This is a genomic window from Azospirillum sp. TSH20 (assembly GCF_003115935.1).
In the GTDB taxonomy this organism is placed as follows: Bacteria; Pseudomonadota; Alphaproteobacteria; order Azospirillales; family Azospirillaceae; genus Azospirillum.
In genome coordinates, this window is the sequence record NZ_LGQU01000069.1 from 1 (window position 1) to 14,669 (window position 14,669).

The window sequence follows — 14,669 nt, forward strand, 5'->3', positions numbered from 1 at the left end:
TTGCCGCCGCCGACCAGCGTGTCGTCGCCGATCCCGCCGATCAGGCTGTCGTTGCCGGTGCCGCCGGTGATGCTGTCGTTGCCGGCCAGCCCGTTGATGGTGTTGCCGCCATTGTCGCCGATCAGCGTGTCGTTGCCGCTGGTCGCCGTGCCGCTGTAGGCGAGAGTGTGCGGCCAGGCTTCCGCCCCCGCGAACGGGCGGGCGGCCAGGATCGGGCCGGTCACCACGTCGAGATCCCACGAACCGCCCTGGTCGGCATGGCCGACCGGATGGCTGGCGGCGGCGACGCGGGCGCCGGTGACGGCGGCCAGACGCTCGACGAAGCGGCGGCCGTTGCTGCCGGCGCCGACGTCGCAGGCATGGATCAGGATCTCGCAGCCGGACGCATCGGGCCAGCGGCGGTCGAACAGGGCGCTGGTGTCGAGCGGCATCGCCCCCAGCTTCACCACGCCCGGCGCGCCATGGGCGATCAGGTGGACCGCGGTGGAACCCGTCGCCGATGCCGCTTCCAGCGCCTCGGCAAGCAGGGCGACGGCGTCCTCGTCGGCGGCGACCCGGACCACCGTCATGTCCGGCGCGTGGCGGCCGATCAGCGCATCGATGTCGGACAGACCGGCGTCGGCAAGAATGATCCCGTGCATGAAAACCCCTTTCTGGGGAGTTGTTGGAAATCGTTTTGCTCGTCTGTGATGTACGGGATCATGTCCACAGAACAACGTCCAATAAGCCGATCATTCCTTGGGAAGCATCAGCTCCGGCCGGGCGACCTTTTTCTCCCCGGAAGCGCAAGCAGTACAGCCACGATCGATTTCGACGCCATACGGCTGGCTCAGCCTGTTGCGGCGGCTTGCCACTCTTTTTCCCGAATTGGGGAGTCTCCCGCTCAATTACCTCCAATTCGGGATTAGCACAGGACCGAGCGGGCATAAAAATAGGGCCACCGGGAAGATCCCGATGGCCCAGTCCAGGAGAGAAGTCGTTCAGGAGGGCCTAAACCCGCTCCGTCTCAATGCATCAGCATGCGCGGCAGCCACAGTGAGAAGGCCGGGACATAGGTGACCAGAAGCAGCGCCACGAACAGCGCCCCGTAGAAGGGCGTGATGGAGCGCATCACCTCGCCCACCGACACGCCGCCGATGGCGCAGCCGATGAACTGGGTGGTGCCGACCGGCGGGGTGTTCAGGCCAAGGGCGCAATTGATCAGCATGACGATGCCGAACTGCACCGGGTCCATTCCGTACTGCATGGCGATCGGCAGGAAGATCGGCGTGCAGATCAGGATGGTGCTGGCCATGTCCATGAAGGTGCCCAGCAGGAACAGGATGATGTTGATCAGCAGGAAGATCATCAGCGGATTGGTCGACACACCGGCCAGCAGCTCGCCGGTCATGTCCGCCACCTCATAGAGCCCCATGAGGTACTGGAACATCGTCGACACGCCGATCAGCAGCAGCACCACGCCGGTGGTCTTCACCGTCTTGGCGGCGGCGGCCAGGAACTTCTCCCAGCTCAGCGTGCGGTAGACGAAGGTGGTCAGCAGCAGCGCGTAGATCACGGCGACCGAGGCCGACTCGGTGGCGGTGAACACGCCGGTGGTGATGCCGGCCAGGATGATGACGACGATCAGCAGACCGGGCAGCGCGGCGGCGAAGCTGTGCAGCAGGATGTCCCAGCCGGGGAAGGTCCCCTTGGGATAGCCGCGCTTCACCGCGACGTAATAGGCCGCACCCAGGTTGCAGACCATCAGCAACAGCGCCGGCATCAGCCCCGCGGCGATCAGCGCGCCGATGGACGCCTTTCCGCCGGCGGCCAGCGCGTAGATGATCATGTTGTGGCTGGTCGGCATCAGCGCGCCGACGAGCGCGGCGTGGGTGGTGACGTTGACCGCGTAGTCGGCGTGGTAGCCTTCCCGCTTCATCATCGGGATCATCACCGCACCCATGGCCGACACGTCGGCGACCGGCGAGCCGGCGACGCCGCCGAACAGCGTGCAGGCGACGACGTTGGACATGCCCAGGCCACCACGGATATGGCCGACCATGCTCTTGGCCGCGGCGACGATCTTGTCGGCGACGCCGCCGTGCAGCATCAACTCGCCGCTGAAGACGAAGAAGGGAATGGCCAGGAACGAGAAGACGTTCATGCCCGACATCATCTGCTGGAAGACGACCGCGACGGGCAGGCCTTCATAGAGGATGGTGCAGAGCGCCGACAGTCCGATGGCGAAGGCGACCGGAATGCCGAGAATGAGGAAGCCGAAGAAGGTGATTGAAAGGATGGTCAGTTCCATGACGGCTTGACCTCCTCGCCGCGCACGATGGCGACGACATGCTCGATGGAAAACAGCACGATCAGCACGCCCGACAGCACCAGAGGCACATAGCGGAAGGCTTCGGAGATGTGCAGGTTGGGAATGGTGTAATGGGCCACCGAACTGCCGAGCACCCAGCCATTGTAGGCCATGCAGGCGCCGAAGATGCCGACCAGCGTGTAGATCAGCATGTCCATCTTGCGGCGCGCATTGTCCGACAGCATCACCAGCAGCGACTCCAGCCCGATATGCCCGGCGTCGCGGACGCCGACGGCTGCGCCGATCAGCGTGACGTAAAGCACCAGCAGGATCGCCATGCTTTCCGCCCAGGTCGGTGAGTTGTTCAGCACATAGCGGCCGAACACCTGATAAAAGACGACGCCGACGATCATCATCAGGCCGAGGATGGCGACATACATGCCGGTCCTGGCCAGCGTCGCGTTCATCCGGGTCAGCCAGCCGCCGCTATATGGCGGACTGACGTCCATTGCCTGCAGCTCGATATCCATGCCGCTGCTCCCCTGGCGAGGCGCGGCCCGTCCTGCCTGGGACGAAGCCGCGTCACCCCTTCTTTAACGTTACCGGAAGGTCGTTACTTGGTTTCCTGGACGCGCTGGACGAGGCTCTGCAGCTTCGGCGTGTTCGCGAACTGGGCGTAGACCGGCTTCATCGCGTCGATGAATTCCTGCTTGTTCGTCACCTCGACGATCTGGGCGCCGGCCTGGGTGACGATCTCCTTGGACTTCATCTCACGCTCGTCCCACAGCTTGCGCATGTAGGGCACCGAGTCCTTGGCGGCCTTGCGGATCAGGGCCTGATCGTCCTTCGACAGGCGGTCCCAGGCGATCTTGGAGAAGACCAGCACTTCCGGAGCCATCGCGTGTTCGGTCAGGGTGAAGTACTTGGCCGCCTCGAAGTGGCGCGAGGATTCATAGGACGGATAGTTGTTCTCGGCGGCATCGACGATGCCGGTCTTCAGCGCGGTGTAGACCTCGCCGAAGGGCATCGGCGTGGCGTTGGCGCCCAGCGCCTGGATCATGGCGACGAACAGGTCCGACTGCTGGACGCGGATCTTGGCGCCCTTCATGTCGGCCAGCGTCTTGTAGGGCTTGGCGGCCGAATACATGCTGCGCGAGCCGCTGTCGTAGAAGGCCAGACCGATCATGCCCTGGCTTTCCATCGCCGCCAGGATTTCATCACCGATCGGGCCGTCCAGGACACGGCGCATGTGGCCGGTGTCGCGGAAGATGAACGGCAGCGCGGTGACCATCGTCTCCGGCACCACGTTGTTCAGCGGCGCCACGTTGATGCGCATCATCTCCAGCGCACCGATCTTCAGCTGCTCGATGGTGTCCTTCTCGGTCCCCAGGGCGCCGTTCGGAAACACCTTGACGCCCAGCTTGCCGTTGCTGCGCTCGGCCACCAGCTTGCCGACATAGCGCACCGCCTCGACGGTCGGGTAGTCGGTCGGGTGGATGTCGGCGGATCGGAAGTCACGCGCATCGGCCGGCGCCGACAGCATCGGAGCGGCCAGGATGCCGCAGATCGCACAGGCGGTCAGCATCGCAGTGCGGACCGAAGTCAGACCAAACTTCATTAGGATCTCCTCCTGATTACGGAGCCGGAGCCTTACGCGATCCGGCCTCTCTTGTTCTGGTGTTTCCGGTTTACCTGGTGGGCGGCGGGCCGCCCGCACGTGACTGGACGAATTGGGGACCGGCGGCAGGCGGAGCACGGGTGAGAGGCCATTGCGACGCTCGGCTTTCGCAGCGCTGCGACCGGACCGTGCGACCGGGAAGTCGCACTTGGCCGCCGCCGGCCCTGCCCTCGCCCCCTCCATATCCAGCCGCCGCTTGGCTGCGGCGCCCTGTTCTCGTTTCTTAGGATATTAGTATATCAATCTGCGCGCAACCCTGAAAGTTCAAAGAGGCAACTACCGTTTGGACATTAAACAGAATCGGATTGGCGCGGAGAGGGACAAAGTGACTGCAGGAGCGGGTTTCAGCCAGATCACAAATCCTCGCAGGGGGGCGAGTGCGACATTCAGCCTCAGCGCTCTTCACGCACCTCCCCCCGACCGCTGGAAAGCGGCACCCGGTCGCCCTGGCCGATCAGGCGTGGCCGTTCACCAGGGGCCACACCTCGATGGCGCCGCGGTAGATCATGTGCAGAGCGACGTAGAGGATGATGGAGAGGCCGACATAGGCCAGCCAGCGGTGCTTGTGCAGGACGCGGGCGATGACGCTGGCGGCAAGGCCCATCAGGGCGATGGACAGTGTCAGGCCGATGACCAGCACCCCCAGATGCTCGCGCGCCGCACCTGCGACGGCCAGAACATTGTCGAGCGACATCGACACGTCGGCGACCACGATCTGCCAGACCGCCTGACCGAGGGTCTTGCGCGGCCCGGCGGCTTCGGCGCCGCCATCGTCTTCCAGCGCCTCGACCGCCTCGTCCTCCTCGTGCGACTGGCGCAGTTCGCGCCACATCTTCCAGCAGACCCACAGCAGCAGCACACCGCCGGCCAGCAGCAGCCCGATGATCTGGAGAAGCTGGGTGGTGACGGCCGCGAAGGCGATGCGCAGCACGGTGGCCGCCAGGATGCCGATCAGGATTGCCTTGCCGCGCTGTTCCCGCGGCAATCCGGCGGCGGCCAGACCGATGACGATGGCATTGTCGCCGGCCAGCACCAGGTCGATCATGATGACCTGGAGCAGCGCAAAGAGCGCCTCTGTGGTGAATAGTTCCGTCATTTGAGCGGAAATCCTCGCATCACGATGAATGTGGGAGGAGAAGCCGCGCGAAGTCCGTGCCGACCGGTCGGGTCACGCCGAGACCATCGGACGGGAGGCGCCGGTCAGGGGCACGGGGCGCGGGCCGCTCCTTGTCTTCCCAGTCCGACATCGCAACCGGTGACGGTTGCCAGAGGGGCCCGGCCTGGTTCTGGCGCTTTACGCCAAAGTGGTGGATTCCGCAAGGCCGCGCTTACGACCGCCGGAATCGCTGGGAGAAGTGGGGATCAGGGAGTGCCGACCTCCACGATTCTGCCGCTGCCTGCGGCCTCCAGCAGCGCCTCGATCAGCCGGTGGACCTTCAGCGCTTCGCGCCCGTCCACCCGCGGCCGGCGCCCCTGGTCGAGCGCGTCGAGGAAGTCGGACAGCACGGCGCGGTGGTGCTGGTGGGAAAAGGCCATCGGGTCGGCCCCGCCGCCCAGCGTGGCGCCGTCCTGACCCGCGACGATGCGCTCGCCCGTGACCAGCTGCACCTCAAGCCGGTCGCCGGCCAGCACCGCCGAGCCGCCGGTGCCGGCGATCTCGATCCGCTCCGGATAGCCGGGATAGGCGGCGGTCGTCGCATCGACGGTCGCCAGCAGGCCGTTGCCGTAGCGGAGCGCGGCGGCGACCACATCCTCCGTGTCCATGCCCGTGTCCCGGCTGCGCAAGACGCTCGTCGCGGCAAATCCCGCGACCTGATCCGGCAGGCCGAGCAGGCTGACGAAGGCGTCGAGCGTGTGGATCGCCTGGGTCAGCAGCACGCCGCCGCCGTCGCGCGTCTTCTTGCCGCGGCCGGGCTGGGCGTAATAGGCGGCGTCGCGCCACCAGCGCACCGAAACCGCCGCCGTCAGCGGCCGGCCCAGCACGCCGTCGCGCATCAGCGCCGCCAGCCGTTCCACCGACGCCCGGAAGCGGTGCTGCAGCATGACGCCCAGCGTCAGCCCGGCCGCCTCCATCGCGGCGACCACCGCCCGCGCCCCCTCCGGCGTGGCGTCCAGCGGCTTTTCCAGCAGCACATGCTTGCCGGCGGCGGCGCAGCGCGCCACCAGATCGGCATGGGTGTCGGGCGGGGTCAGCAGCAGGACGGCCGACAGCGCCGGATCCTCCAGCAGCGTCTCCAACCGGTCGACCACCGGCAGGCCGTGGCGGGCAGAGAAGGCGGCGCGGCGCTCGACCGAGGGGCTGAAGCAGCCCGCCACCTCCACCCGGCCGGCCAGATCGATCAGGCTCTGCGCATGCGGGGCCGAGGCCATGCCCAGACCGATGACGCCGACGCGGCGGCGGGTTTCGTTCGTCATCAGGGTGCTCCATCGGGAAGGGCGGCCCCGTCGGTCAGGCTGCCGGAGAAATAGAGCGGGGCGGCGTTGCGCACGTCGTCCACCGTGATCTGCAAATTGTCCAGATGCCGGATCAGGCTCTGTTCGGCGCGGTCGGGGTCGTGGCCGGCGATGGCCTCGACGATGGCCTCATGCTCGGCGATCACCGTGCGCATGCGGCCGGGGACCGGCAGGGTCAGGCGGCGGCAGCGGTCGAGCTGGACCTTCGCCTGCTGGATGATGCCCCAGAAGCCGGGATAGCCCGCCATCTCGGTGATCTGGGCGTGGAAAGCCTCGTCGGCCTGATGGAAGCCGTCGGCGTCGCCCTCCGCATCGACCTCGCGCTGCTGTTCCAGGCAGGCGTGGAGTGCTGCGATCTGGCTGCGGGTGGCGCGTTCGGCGGCGAAGCGAACGGTGGCCCGCTCCAGCACCTTGCGGATCACGCCGGCTTCCGGCAGGGCGCCCAGCGGAATGCGGGCGACGAAGGTGCCGGACTGCGGGAAAATCTCGATCAGCCCCTCGTCCGCCAGACGCAGCACCGCTTCGCGCACCGGCGTGCGGCTGACGCCATAGGCCTCGGCGATCTGCTTCTCGGCGATGGGTTCGCCCGGCTTGCGCTTCAGCGACACGATCTCCGCCCGCAGGTCGCGGTGGATGGCGTCGGCGGCGGTCGGACCGCGCCGCATGTCCCGGCGCGCCGGCGGGCGGCTCAAGAGCGGAGCGGCCTTGGCCGACAGGGTCGGCGTCGTTGATGGCGGGGGGACCGCGATGGAACCGGTTTTGGCCGGCGGGTTGCCCGATGGCATGGCGTCCAGCCTCCTCAGAAGCACATGCCTCAGAATACTAATATATCAGCTGGAACGGCAAGCAGTTTCGCTCGTGATGCGTCCGCCCATGGGTGTGACAAAGGCGCCCTCACTCCCGCCATGGCTGTGGAGAGAGGGCGCGTTGCCGTTACAGGCCGGCGGCCAGCCGCGTCCCCTGGGCGATGGCGCGCTTGGCGTCCAGCTCCGCCGCCACGTCGGCGCCGCCGATCAGGTGGACGGCGATGCCGGCGGCCTCCAGCGGGGCGTGCAGCTCGCGCAGCGGCTCCTGCCCGGTGCACAGAACGATGGTATCGACCGCCAGCGTCTGCACCTTCTCGCGCTTTTCGCCGAAGCTGACGGTCAGCCCCTCGTCGTCGATGCGTTCGTAGTTCACGCCGGACAGCGCCTTGATGGTCTTCATCTTCAGCTGCGCCCGGTGGATCCAGCCGGTGGTCTTGCCCAGGCCGGCGCCGGGCTTGGTCGCCTTGCGCTGGAGCAGCACGATCTCGCGCGCCGGCGGCGTCAGGTGGGGGCGGATGCCGGCGACGCCGCCGCGCGCCTCGGCCGGATCGGCCACCCCCCATTCGGCACGCCACAGCGCCGGGTCGAGGCTGGGCGACGGTTCCTCCTGCGCCAGGAATTCGCTGACGTCGAAGCCGATGCCGCCGGCCCCCACCACCGCGACGCGCCGGCCGACCGGCTTGGCGCCGCGCAGCACGTCGACATAGGTCAGCACCTTGGGATGGTCCTGGCCGGGGATCTTCGGGTCGCGCGGCACCACCCCGGTCGCCAGCACCACCTCGTCGAAGCCGGCGCCCGTCAGATCCTCTGCCGTCACCCGCCGCCCCAGATGCAGCGCCACGCCGGTCTCCGCCAGCCGGTTGCGGAAATAGCGCAGGGTCTCGTGGAACTCCTCCTTGCCGGGGATCAGCTTGGCCATGTTGAACTGGCCGCCGATCTCCTCGGCCGCGTCGAACAGATGCACCTCATGCCCACGCTCCGCCGCCGTGGTGGCGCAGGCGAGGCCGGCCGGGCCGGCACCAACCACGGCGACTCGCTTGCGCTTCACGGCGGGGGCGATCACCAGCTCCGTCTCGTGGCAGGCGCGCGGGTTGACCAGACAGCTGGCCGTCCTGCCGGAGAAGATGTGATCCAGGCAGGCCTGGTTGCAGGCGATGCAGGTGTTGATCGCCTCCGGCCGGCCCGCCGCCGCCTTGGCGACGAAGTCCGGATCGGCCAGGAAGGGCCGCGCCATCGACACCATGTCGGCCAGCCCCTCGCCGATCACCGCGTCGCCGACCTCGGGCGTGTTGATGCGGTTGGTGGTGCAGAGCGGGATCGATACCGCCCCCTTCAGCTTGCCCGTCACCCAGGCGAAGTTGGCGCGCGGCACGCTGGTGGCGATGGTCGGCACCCGCGCCTCGTGCCAGCCGATGCCGGTGTTGATGATGGTGGCGCCGGCCCGCTCGATGGCCTGGGCAAGCTGCACCACCTCCTCCCAATTGCTGCCGTCGGGGATCAGGTCCAGCATCGACAGGCGGTAGATGATGATGAAGTCGCGCCCGACCGCCTCGCGCATGCGCGACACGATCTCCACCGGAAACCGCATGCGGTTCTCGTAAGGCCCGCCCCATTTGTCGGTGCGCTGGTTGGTGTGGGTCACCAGGAACTGGTTGATCAGGTAGCCTTCCGACCCCATCACCTCCACCCCGTCATAGCCGGCCTCGCGCGCCAGCTCGGCGCAGCGGACATAGGCGCGGATCTGGCGCTCCACCCCCCGCGCGGTCAGGGCTCGCGGCGTGAAGGGGGTGATCGGCGACTTGATGCGCGACGGCGCCACCGACAGCGGGCTGTAGGCATAGCGGCCGGCATGCAGGATCTGCAGCGCGATCTTGCCATCTTCGGCATGCACCGCGTCGGTGATGACCCGATGCGCCCGCGCCGCGCCATGCCGGGCCAGGGTGGAGCCGAAGGGCGACAGCCACCCCTCCACATTCGGCGAGAAGCCGCCGGTCACCATCAGCCCGACCCCGCCGCGCGCCCGCTCGGCGAAATAGGCGGCCAGCCGCGGGAAATGGCGGCGCCGATCCTCCAGCCCGGTGTGCATCGACCCCATCAGCACCCGGTTCTTCAGCACCGTGAAGCCGAGATCGAGCGGGGCCAGCAGATGCGGATAGGGCTGGGAGCCGGGCATGGTCTCGGGCTGGGTCACGGGACGCTTCCTCCGGTTATGGAACCCGCGCTTCTTGCGGCGCTAGGCAGACGGATGATTGATGTCGCGAAGCCTAGTTCAGGGTGACGTAAGCGTCAACTGAGTTCCGTGGTCTCCCTCAGCGCGATCGTTCGCGCACCCCGCTTTCCGCTGTGTGAAAAAGCCGTCCGGCGAACTGGCTCAAGGGCCTGCGCGGCGGTCAAGCTCCCTTCCCAAGGGCCGCCCCTCCATCCGCGGCGGCCAATTCGCGTAACCGGGAGTTCGGTCATGGTGCAATTCGCCGCCAACCTGACGATGCTCTACAACGAGCGTCCCTTCCTCGACCGATTCGCCGCGGCGGCCGATGCCGGCTTCCGTGGGGTCGAGTACCTGTTTCCCTATGATTTCCCCGCCGACGCGCTGGCCGAGAAGCTGCGCCAGCATGGGCTGACCCAGGTCCTGCACAATCTGCCGGCCGGCAATTGGGGCGGCGGCGAGCGCGGCATCGCCATCATGCCCGACCGCGTGCAGGAATTCCGCGACGGCGTCGCCCGCGCCATCGACTATGCCGGCACGCTGGGCTGCAAGCAGGTCAACTGCCTCGTCGGCATCCTGCCGCAGGACGGCGACGCCGCCGCGGCCGAAAGCACGCTGGTCGGCAACCTCGCCTATGCCGCCGATGCGCTGGCCGGCGCCGGGATCAAGCTGCTGGTCGAGCCGATCAACACCCGCGACATCCCCGGCTTCTACCTGACCCGCACGAAACAGGCGCTGGATCTGATCGACAAGGTCGGCTCCAACAATCTGTACGTGCAGTACGACATCTACCACATGCAGATCATGGAAGGCGATCTGGCCCGCACCATCGAGGCCAACCTCGCCCGCATCGCCCATGTCCAGCTGGCCGACAACCCCGGCCGCAATGAGCCCGGCACCGGCGAGATCAATTATCCCTTCCTGTTCAAGCATCTGGACGCCATCGGCTACCGCGGCTGGGTCGGCTGCGAATACAAGCCGAAGACGACGACGGACGAGGGGCTAGGCTGGTTCGCCCCCTACAAGACCGAACCGGCGACCGCCTGAAACGCCCCCAACATCACGCGAGAAAGGACCAGAACAATGAAGGTCGGATTCATCGGTCTCGGCATCATGGGCACCCCGATGGTGGGGCACCTGCTGGACGCCGGTCACACCCTCTACGTCCACGACCTCAAGCCGGTCCCGGCCGAGCTGACCGACAAGGGCGCCATTCCCTGCCCGAGCGGCGCGGAGGTCGCGGCGGCGGCCGAGGTCATCATCACCATGGTGCCGGACACCCCCCATGTCGGCGCCGCCCTGTTCGGCGAGAACGGCGTCGCCGCCGGTCTGTCGTCGGGCAAGATCGTGGTCGACATGTCCTCGATCTCGCCGATCGAGACCAAGGAATACGCCAAGCGCATCAATGACCTGGGCTGCGCCTATCTCGACGCCCCGGTGTCAGGCGGCGAGGTCGGGGCCAAGGCCGCCTCGCTGACCATCATGGTCGGCGGCCCGCAGGAGGCCTTCGACACGGTCAAGCCGCTGTTCGACAAGATGGGCAAGAACGTCACGCTGGTCGGCGGCAACGGCGACGGCCAGACCACCAAGGTCGCCAACCAGATCATCGTCGCGCTCACCATCGAGGCGGTGGCCGAGGCCCTGCTGTTCGCGTCGAAGGCCGGCGCCGATCCGGCCAAGGTCCGTCAGGCGCTGATGGGCGGCTTCGCCTCCTCGCGCATCCTGGAGGTCCATGGCGAGCGGATGATCAACCGCAACTTCACCCCCGGCTTCCGCATCGAGCTGCACCAGAAGGACCTGAACCTGGCGCTGAGCGGCGCCAAGGCGCTGAACCTGTCGCTGCCGCACACCGCCAGCTGCCAGCAGCTGTTCAACGCCTGCGCCGCGCAGGGCGGCTCGGCCTGGGATCACTCCGGCATGCTCCGCGCGCTGGAACTGCTGGCGGGGCACGAGGTCGGGTCGAAGTGAGGGCACTGTCGGTGTGGGTGTCGGCCTCGATTGCCCCCACCTAACCTCCCCCGCTTCGCAGGGGAGGGACTGCCGCCACTCTCCCGCCTCAGCACCAGCCCCCTCCCCCGCCCAGCGGGGGAGGGTTGGGGTGGGGGCATCGCAAGCCGACACCTTACCAATCCCCACCCAAACCATTGGCCCACCCCTCATTTGTGTGCATTCTAACCGCCCCGCACCCCACGACGCCCGAGCGACCATGACCACCACCGCCACGAATGCCGACGCCCTGCTCCACGACCTGTTCCAGGCGGCCCTCACCGCGGTGACCGCCGAGACCCGGCTGCCGGCGGCCCTGCCGCAGCCGCCGAAGGGCCGCACGGTGGTCATCGGCGCCGGCAAGGCGGCGGCGGCCATGGCGAAGACGGTGGAGGACAATTGGCCGGGGCCGCTCACCGGCCTCGTCGTCACCCGCTATGACCATGACCTGCCGACCGAGCGGATCGAGGTGGTGCAGGCCAGCCACCCGGTGCCCGACGCCGCCGGGCAGGAGGCCGCCCGCCGCATCGTCGAGATGGTGCAGGGGCTGACCGCCGACGATCTCGTGCTCTGCCTGATTTCCGGCGGCGGTTCCGCCCTGCTGGCGCTGCCGGCGCCCGGCATCACGCTGGAGGACAAGCGCGCTGTCGCCAAGGCGCTGCTGAAGAGCGGCGCCGACATCGGCGAGATGAACTGCGTGCGCAAGCATCTGTCGGCGGTGAAAGGCGGCCGGCTCGCCGCCATGGCCCACCCGGCCCGCGTCGTCTCGCTGCTGGTCTCCGACGTGCCGGGCGACGATCCGTCGGTGATCGCCAGCGGCCCGACCGTGCCCGACCCGACCAGCTTCGCCGACGCCCGCGCCATCCTGACCAAATACGGTATCACCCCGCCGCCCGCCGTCGCCGCCTTCCTGGAGGCCGCCGGGGACGAGACGCCGAAGCCCGGCGACCCACGGCTGTCCGGCGCCGAGACCACCATCATCGCCACCCCGCAGGACGCGCTGGAAGCGGCGGCGGCGCTCGCCCGCGACCGCGGCTACACCCCGGTCATCCTCGGCGACGCCATCGAGGGCGAGTCGCGCGAGGTCGCCAAGGTCCATGCCGGCATCGCCCGGCAGGTCGCCCGCCATGGCCAGCCGGCCCCGGTCCCCGCCGTGATCCTGTCCGGCGGCGAGACCACGGTGACGGTGCGCGGCCAGGGCCGCGGCGGCCGCAACGTCGAATTCCTGCTGGCACTCGCCGTGGCGCTGGACGGCCAGCCCGGCATCTGGGCCGCCGCCTTCGACACCGACGGCATCGACGGGACGGAGGACAATGCCGGCGCCATCCTGCGCCCCAACACGCTGGCCCGTGCGGAGGAGATGGGCCTCGACGCCAAGGCCTTCCTCGCCAACAACGACGGCTACAGCTTCTTCAAGGCGCTGGGCGATCTGGTCGTCACCGGCCCGACCCGCACCAACGTCAACGATTTCCGGGTGATCGTCATCGACCGGACATGATCGACCGCAGCTGACGGCGGGGCGGCTTACAGCGAGAAGGTCGCCACCACCGGCGCGTGGTAGCTGACCGGCGACGGCTCGTCGGCATGGTCGACCTCGTCGGTCAGGTCCTCGTTGTGGATGGCGATGTCGCGCAGCCGCTCGGTCAGGCGCGGCGAGGTCATCAGATGGTCCAGCAGCACCGCCGTGCCGGCATGCAGCACGGTGTAGCGCCGCTCTTCCGGGATCGCCTCCTCCAACGGCTCCAGCACGCGGCCCGCGAGGTCTGGATTGCCGGTGAAGTCGGAGGCGGCGCGGATGATGCGGACGGCGGTCTGCTCCAGATCGGCGTTGCAGTCGCCGGCCACCACGATCAGCGCATCGGGATCGGCGTCGAACAGCCGGTCCACCGCCATCCGTGTCTCCAGCGCCTGCCCCGCCCGCTTGATCGAGGCGAGATAGAAGCCCTCGGCCCAGCCGGACGCCGTCTTCCAGGTCTGGGCCCCGGCCTTCTGCCCGGGCACCGGCGCGGCGATGGGCGCGCGCAGATGCAGGTCGAAGACATGCAGGATGCGCCCGTCCGGCATCTCCACCTCGGCATGCAGCACCGGCCGGTCCCAGCCGACCTCCGTCTCCCCCTCCGCCACCGGGTCGGCGGTGGCGAGGCGCACGCGGGCCGGCGGCACCAGATGATGGCGCAGCAGCCGCGCCGCCCGGATCGGCCAGCGGCTGACGATCACCGGATTGTGGCGGTCGGCCGGCGACGGGCCATCGCCGGCGGTGACGTGGTAACCGGCATAGCGCGTGCCCTCCAGCAGGCGGGTCAGCGCACGCAGGGTCCGCGGCTCGCTCTTCACCGGATGCTGGGCGTCGACCTCCTGCAGGCAGAGGATATCGGCCTCCAGACGCTCCAGCTGCGGGCGCAGCGTGGCGATCCGCGCCTCGAAGGGCGGCTCGTCGGCATCGTCGTCCAGGTTTTCCAGGTTGAAGGTGGCGATCCGGAACAGCGTGTCGGCCATGAAGCGCTCCGCGGAAGGACGGCGGGTGTCGGCGGCGCAGCCCATAGCTGACGAAACGCCGCCGGTCGAGCTTATCAGAACAGCTCGACGTCGCCTTCGATCCGCGACTTACGCAGATGCTCGATGTAGGACGATTCGTTGCGGGCAATGTCGTGCAGCGTCTCGTCGCCGATCAGCCGGCGCTGGCTGCGCCCGGTGGTGGGGAAGAAGCGCACGGCGCGCGGGCTGGCGCCGCCGACATCCCAGCTGACGGTGGGGATGCCCTCCGTCGCCAGGTACTCCATCACGAATTCGACGTTGCGCTGGCCGATGTTGGCGCTGCGCAGCGTGGTCAGGTTGACGTTGGCGCCGCCGAACAGCTTGGCGCGCAGCCGGTCGCGCCGGCCGGTGACCTTCAGCAGCCGGTTGATCAGTTGCTCCATCGCCGTGGCGCCGTAGCGCGACGACAGCGACAGCGTGTCGCTTCCGGCGTCGGGCAGCAGGAAATGGTTCATCCCGCCGATCTCCGCCACCGGATCATACAGGCAGGCGGCGACGCAGGAGCCCAGCGTGGTGGTGATGACGACGTTCGGGTCGTCGGTGACGACGCAGCCGCCGACGACGATGTTGACGACCTCCGCCCCCAGCCGCCGGTCGTGATAGCGGTTGGCGGCAACATCCTGACGTTCCAGCCGGCGGCGCAGGACGCTGCGCGCGGTAGAGGTGCAGGAACGGTCTGTCATCATCGGATCTGGGGTTCTCTCTGCAGGGTGT

Annotated in this window: 13 protein-coding genes; 3 read left to right on the forward strand and 10 right to left on the reverse strand. The window is 68.2% G+C overall.

Features of this window, described 5'->3' with window-relative positions; translation table 11 throughout:
• The 8 genes from TSH20_RS18975 to TSH20_RS19010 all read right to left on the reverse strand — a co-directional run.
• Positions 1–641, reverse strand: a 641-nt coding sequence (locus tag TSH20_RS18975; RefSeq protein WP_146207487.1) for a DUF4347 domain-containing protein, incomplete at its 3' end; no start/stop codon positions are given.
• A 365-nt stretch (positions 642–1,006) separates the two neighbouring features.
• Complete coding sequence (locus TSH20_RS18980; protein ID WP_109076174.1) at positions 1,007–2,290, reverse strand: TRAP transporter large permease; 1,284 nt, start codon at positions 2,288–2,290, stop codon at positions 1,007–1,009.
• Positions 2,281–2,820: a TRAP transporter small permease gene (locus TSH20_RS18985; RefSeq protein WP_109076175.1), complete on the reverse strand. Its 540-nt coding sequence runs from the start codon at positions 2,818–2,820 to the stop codon at positions 2,281–2,283. Before TSH20_RS18985 ends, TSH20_RS18980 begins: the two co-directional genes overlap by 10 nt.
• Positions 2,821–2,903: 83 nt before the next feature.
• Positions 2,904–3,908, reverse strand: coding sequence for a TRAP transporter substrate-binding protein (locus TSH20_RS18990; RefSeq protein ID WP_109076176.1), 1,005 nt, complete (start codon positions 3,906–3,908; stop codon positions 2,904–2,906).
• 514 nt (positions 3,909–4,422) lie between these two features.
• Positions 4,423–5,064 carry a TerC family protein gene (locus tag TSH20_RS18995; protein WP_109076177.1) on the reverse strand — a complete coding sequence of 214 codons (642 nt, stop codon included), beginning with the start codon at positions 5,062–5,064 and terminating at the stop codon, positions 4,423–4,425.
• 266 nt (positions 5,065–5,330) lie between these two features.
• Positions 5,331–6,383, reverse strand: a complete 1,053-nt coding sequence (locus TSH20_RS19000) for a Gfo/Idh/MocA family oxidoreductase (protein WP_109076178.1) — start codon at positions 6,381–6,383, stop codon at positions 5,331–5,333.
• On the reverse strand, positions 6,383–7,207 hold the full coding sequence (locus TSH20_RS19005) for a GntR family transcriptional regulator (protein ID WP_109076179.1): 825 nt from the start codon (positions 7,205–7,207) through the stop codon (positions 6,383–6,385). Before TSH20_RS19005 ends, TSH20_RS19000 begins: the two co-directional genes overlap by 1 nt.
• A gap of 148 nt (positions 7,208–7,355) precedes the next feature.
• Complete coding sequence (locus TSH20_RS19010) at positions 7,356–9,401, reverse strand: NADPH-dependent 2,4-dienoyl-CoA reductase (protein WP_109076216.1); 2,046 nt, start codon at positions 9,399–9,401, stop codon at positions 7,356–7,358.
• Positions 9,402–9,686: 285 nt separating this feature from the next.
• Here TSH20_RS19010 and hyi point away from each other — a divergent pair, with 285 nt between their 5' ends.
• The 3 genes from hyi (at position 9,687) to TSH20_RS19025 (ending at position 12,918) form a co-directional block, all read left to right on the forward strand.
• On the forward strand, positions 9,687–10,481 hold the full coding sequence (gene hyi / locus TSH20_RS19015) for a hydroxypyruvate isomerase (protein WP_109076180.1): 795 nt from the start codon (positions 9,687–9,689) through the stop codon (positions 10,479–10,481).
• A gap of 36 nt (positions 10,482–10,517) precedes the next feature.
• A complete protein-coding gene (glxR, locus tag TSH20_RS19020) occupies positions 10,518–11,402 on the forward strand; it encodes a 2-hydroxy-3-oxopropionate reductase (protein WP_109076181.1) in 885 nt (294 codons plus the stop codon).
• Positions 11,403–11,640: 238 nt separating this feature from the next.
• Positions 11,641–12,918 (forward strand): glycerate kinase, encoded by a 1,278-nt coding sequence (locus TSH20_RS19025; RefSeq protein ID WP_109076182.1) that lies wholly within the window; start codon positions 11,641–11,643, stop codon positions 12,916–12,918.
• 26 nt (positions 12,919–12,944) lie between these two features.
• On the opposite strand, the gene TSH20_RS19030 is transcribed toward TSH20_RS19025, so the two are convergent.
• Both TSH20_RS19030 and TSH20_RS19035 read right to left on the reverse strand, forming a co-directional pair.
• The gene (locus tag TSH20_RS19030; RefSeq protein WP_085092355.1) at positions 12,945–13,916 is read right to left on the reverse strand and encodes an endonuclease/exonuclease/phosphatase family protein; all 972 of its coding nucleotides are present in this window, start codon (positions 13,914–13,916) and stop codon (positions 12,945–12,947) included.
• A 74-nt stretch (positions 13,917–13,990) separates the two neighbouring features.
• Positions 13,991–14,641, reverse strand: a complete 651-nt coding sequence (locus tag TSH20_RS19035; protein ID WP_085092076.1) for a chemotaxis protein — start codon at positions 14,639–14,641, stop codon at positions 13,991–13,993.
• Positions 14,642–14,669: the final 28 nt, after the last annotated feature.

Coding starts and splice junctions, on each gene's coding strand:
- TSH20_RS18980 (WP_109076174.1), bottom strand. CDS start 2,290: ATGGAACTGACCATCCTTTCAATCACCTTCTTCGGCTTCCTCATTCTC.
- TSH20_RS18985 (WP_109076175.1), bottom strand. CDS start 2,820: ATGGATATCGAGCTGCAGGCAATGGACGTCAGTCCGCCATATAGCGGC.
- TSH20_RS18990 (WP_109076176.1), bottom strand. CDS start 3,908: ATGAAGTTTGGTCTGACTTCGGTCCGCACTGCGATGCTGACCGCCTGT.
- TSH20_RS18995 (WP_109076177.1), bottom strand. CDS start 5,064: ATGACGGAACTATTCACCACAGAGGCGCTCTTTGCGCTGCTCCAGGTC.
- TSH20_RS19000 (WP_109076178.1), bottom strand. CDS start 6,383: ATGACGAACGAAACCCGCCGCCGCGTCGGCGTCATCGGTCTGGGCATG.
- TSH20_RS19005 (WP_109076179.1), bottom strand. CDS start 7,207: ATGCCATCGGGCAACCCGCCGGCCAAAACCGGTTCCATCGCGGTCCCC.
- TSH20_RS19010 (WP_109076216.1), bottom strand. CDS start 9,401: ATGCCCGGCTCCCAGCCCTATCCGCATCTGCTGGCCCCGCTCGATCTC.
- hyi (WP_109076180.1), top strand. CDS start 9,687: ATGGTGCAATTCGCCGCCAACCTGACGATGCTCTACAACGAGCGTCCC.
- glxR (WP_109076181.1), top strand. CDS start 10,518: ATGAAGGTCGGATTCATCGGTCTCGGCATCATGGGCACCCCGATGGTG.
- TSH20_RS19025 (WP_109076182.1), top strand. CDS start 11,641: ATGACCACCACCGCCACGAATGCCGACGCCCTGCTCCACGACCTGTTC.
- TSH20_RS19030 (WP_085092355.1), bottom strand. CDS start 13,916: ATGGCCGACACGCTGTTCCGGATCGCCACCTTCAACCTGGAAAACCTG.
- TSH20_RS19035 (WP_085092076.1), bottom strand. CDS start 14,641: ATGATGACAGACCGTTCCTGCACCTCTACCGCGCGCAGCGTCCTGCGC.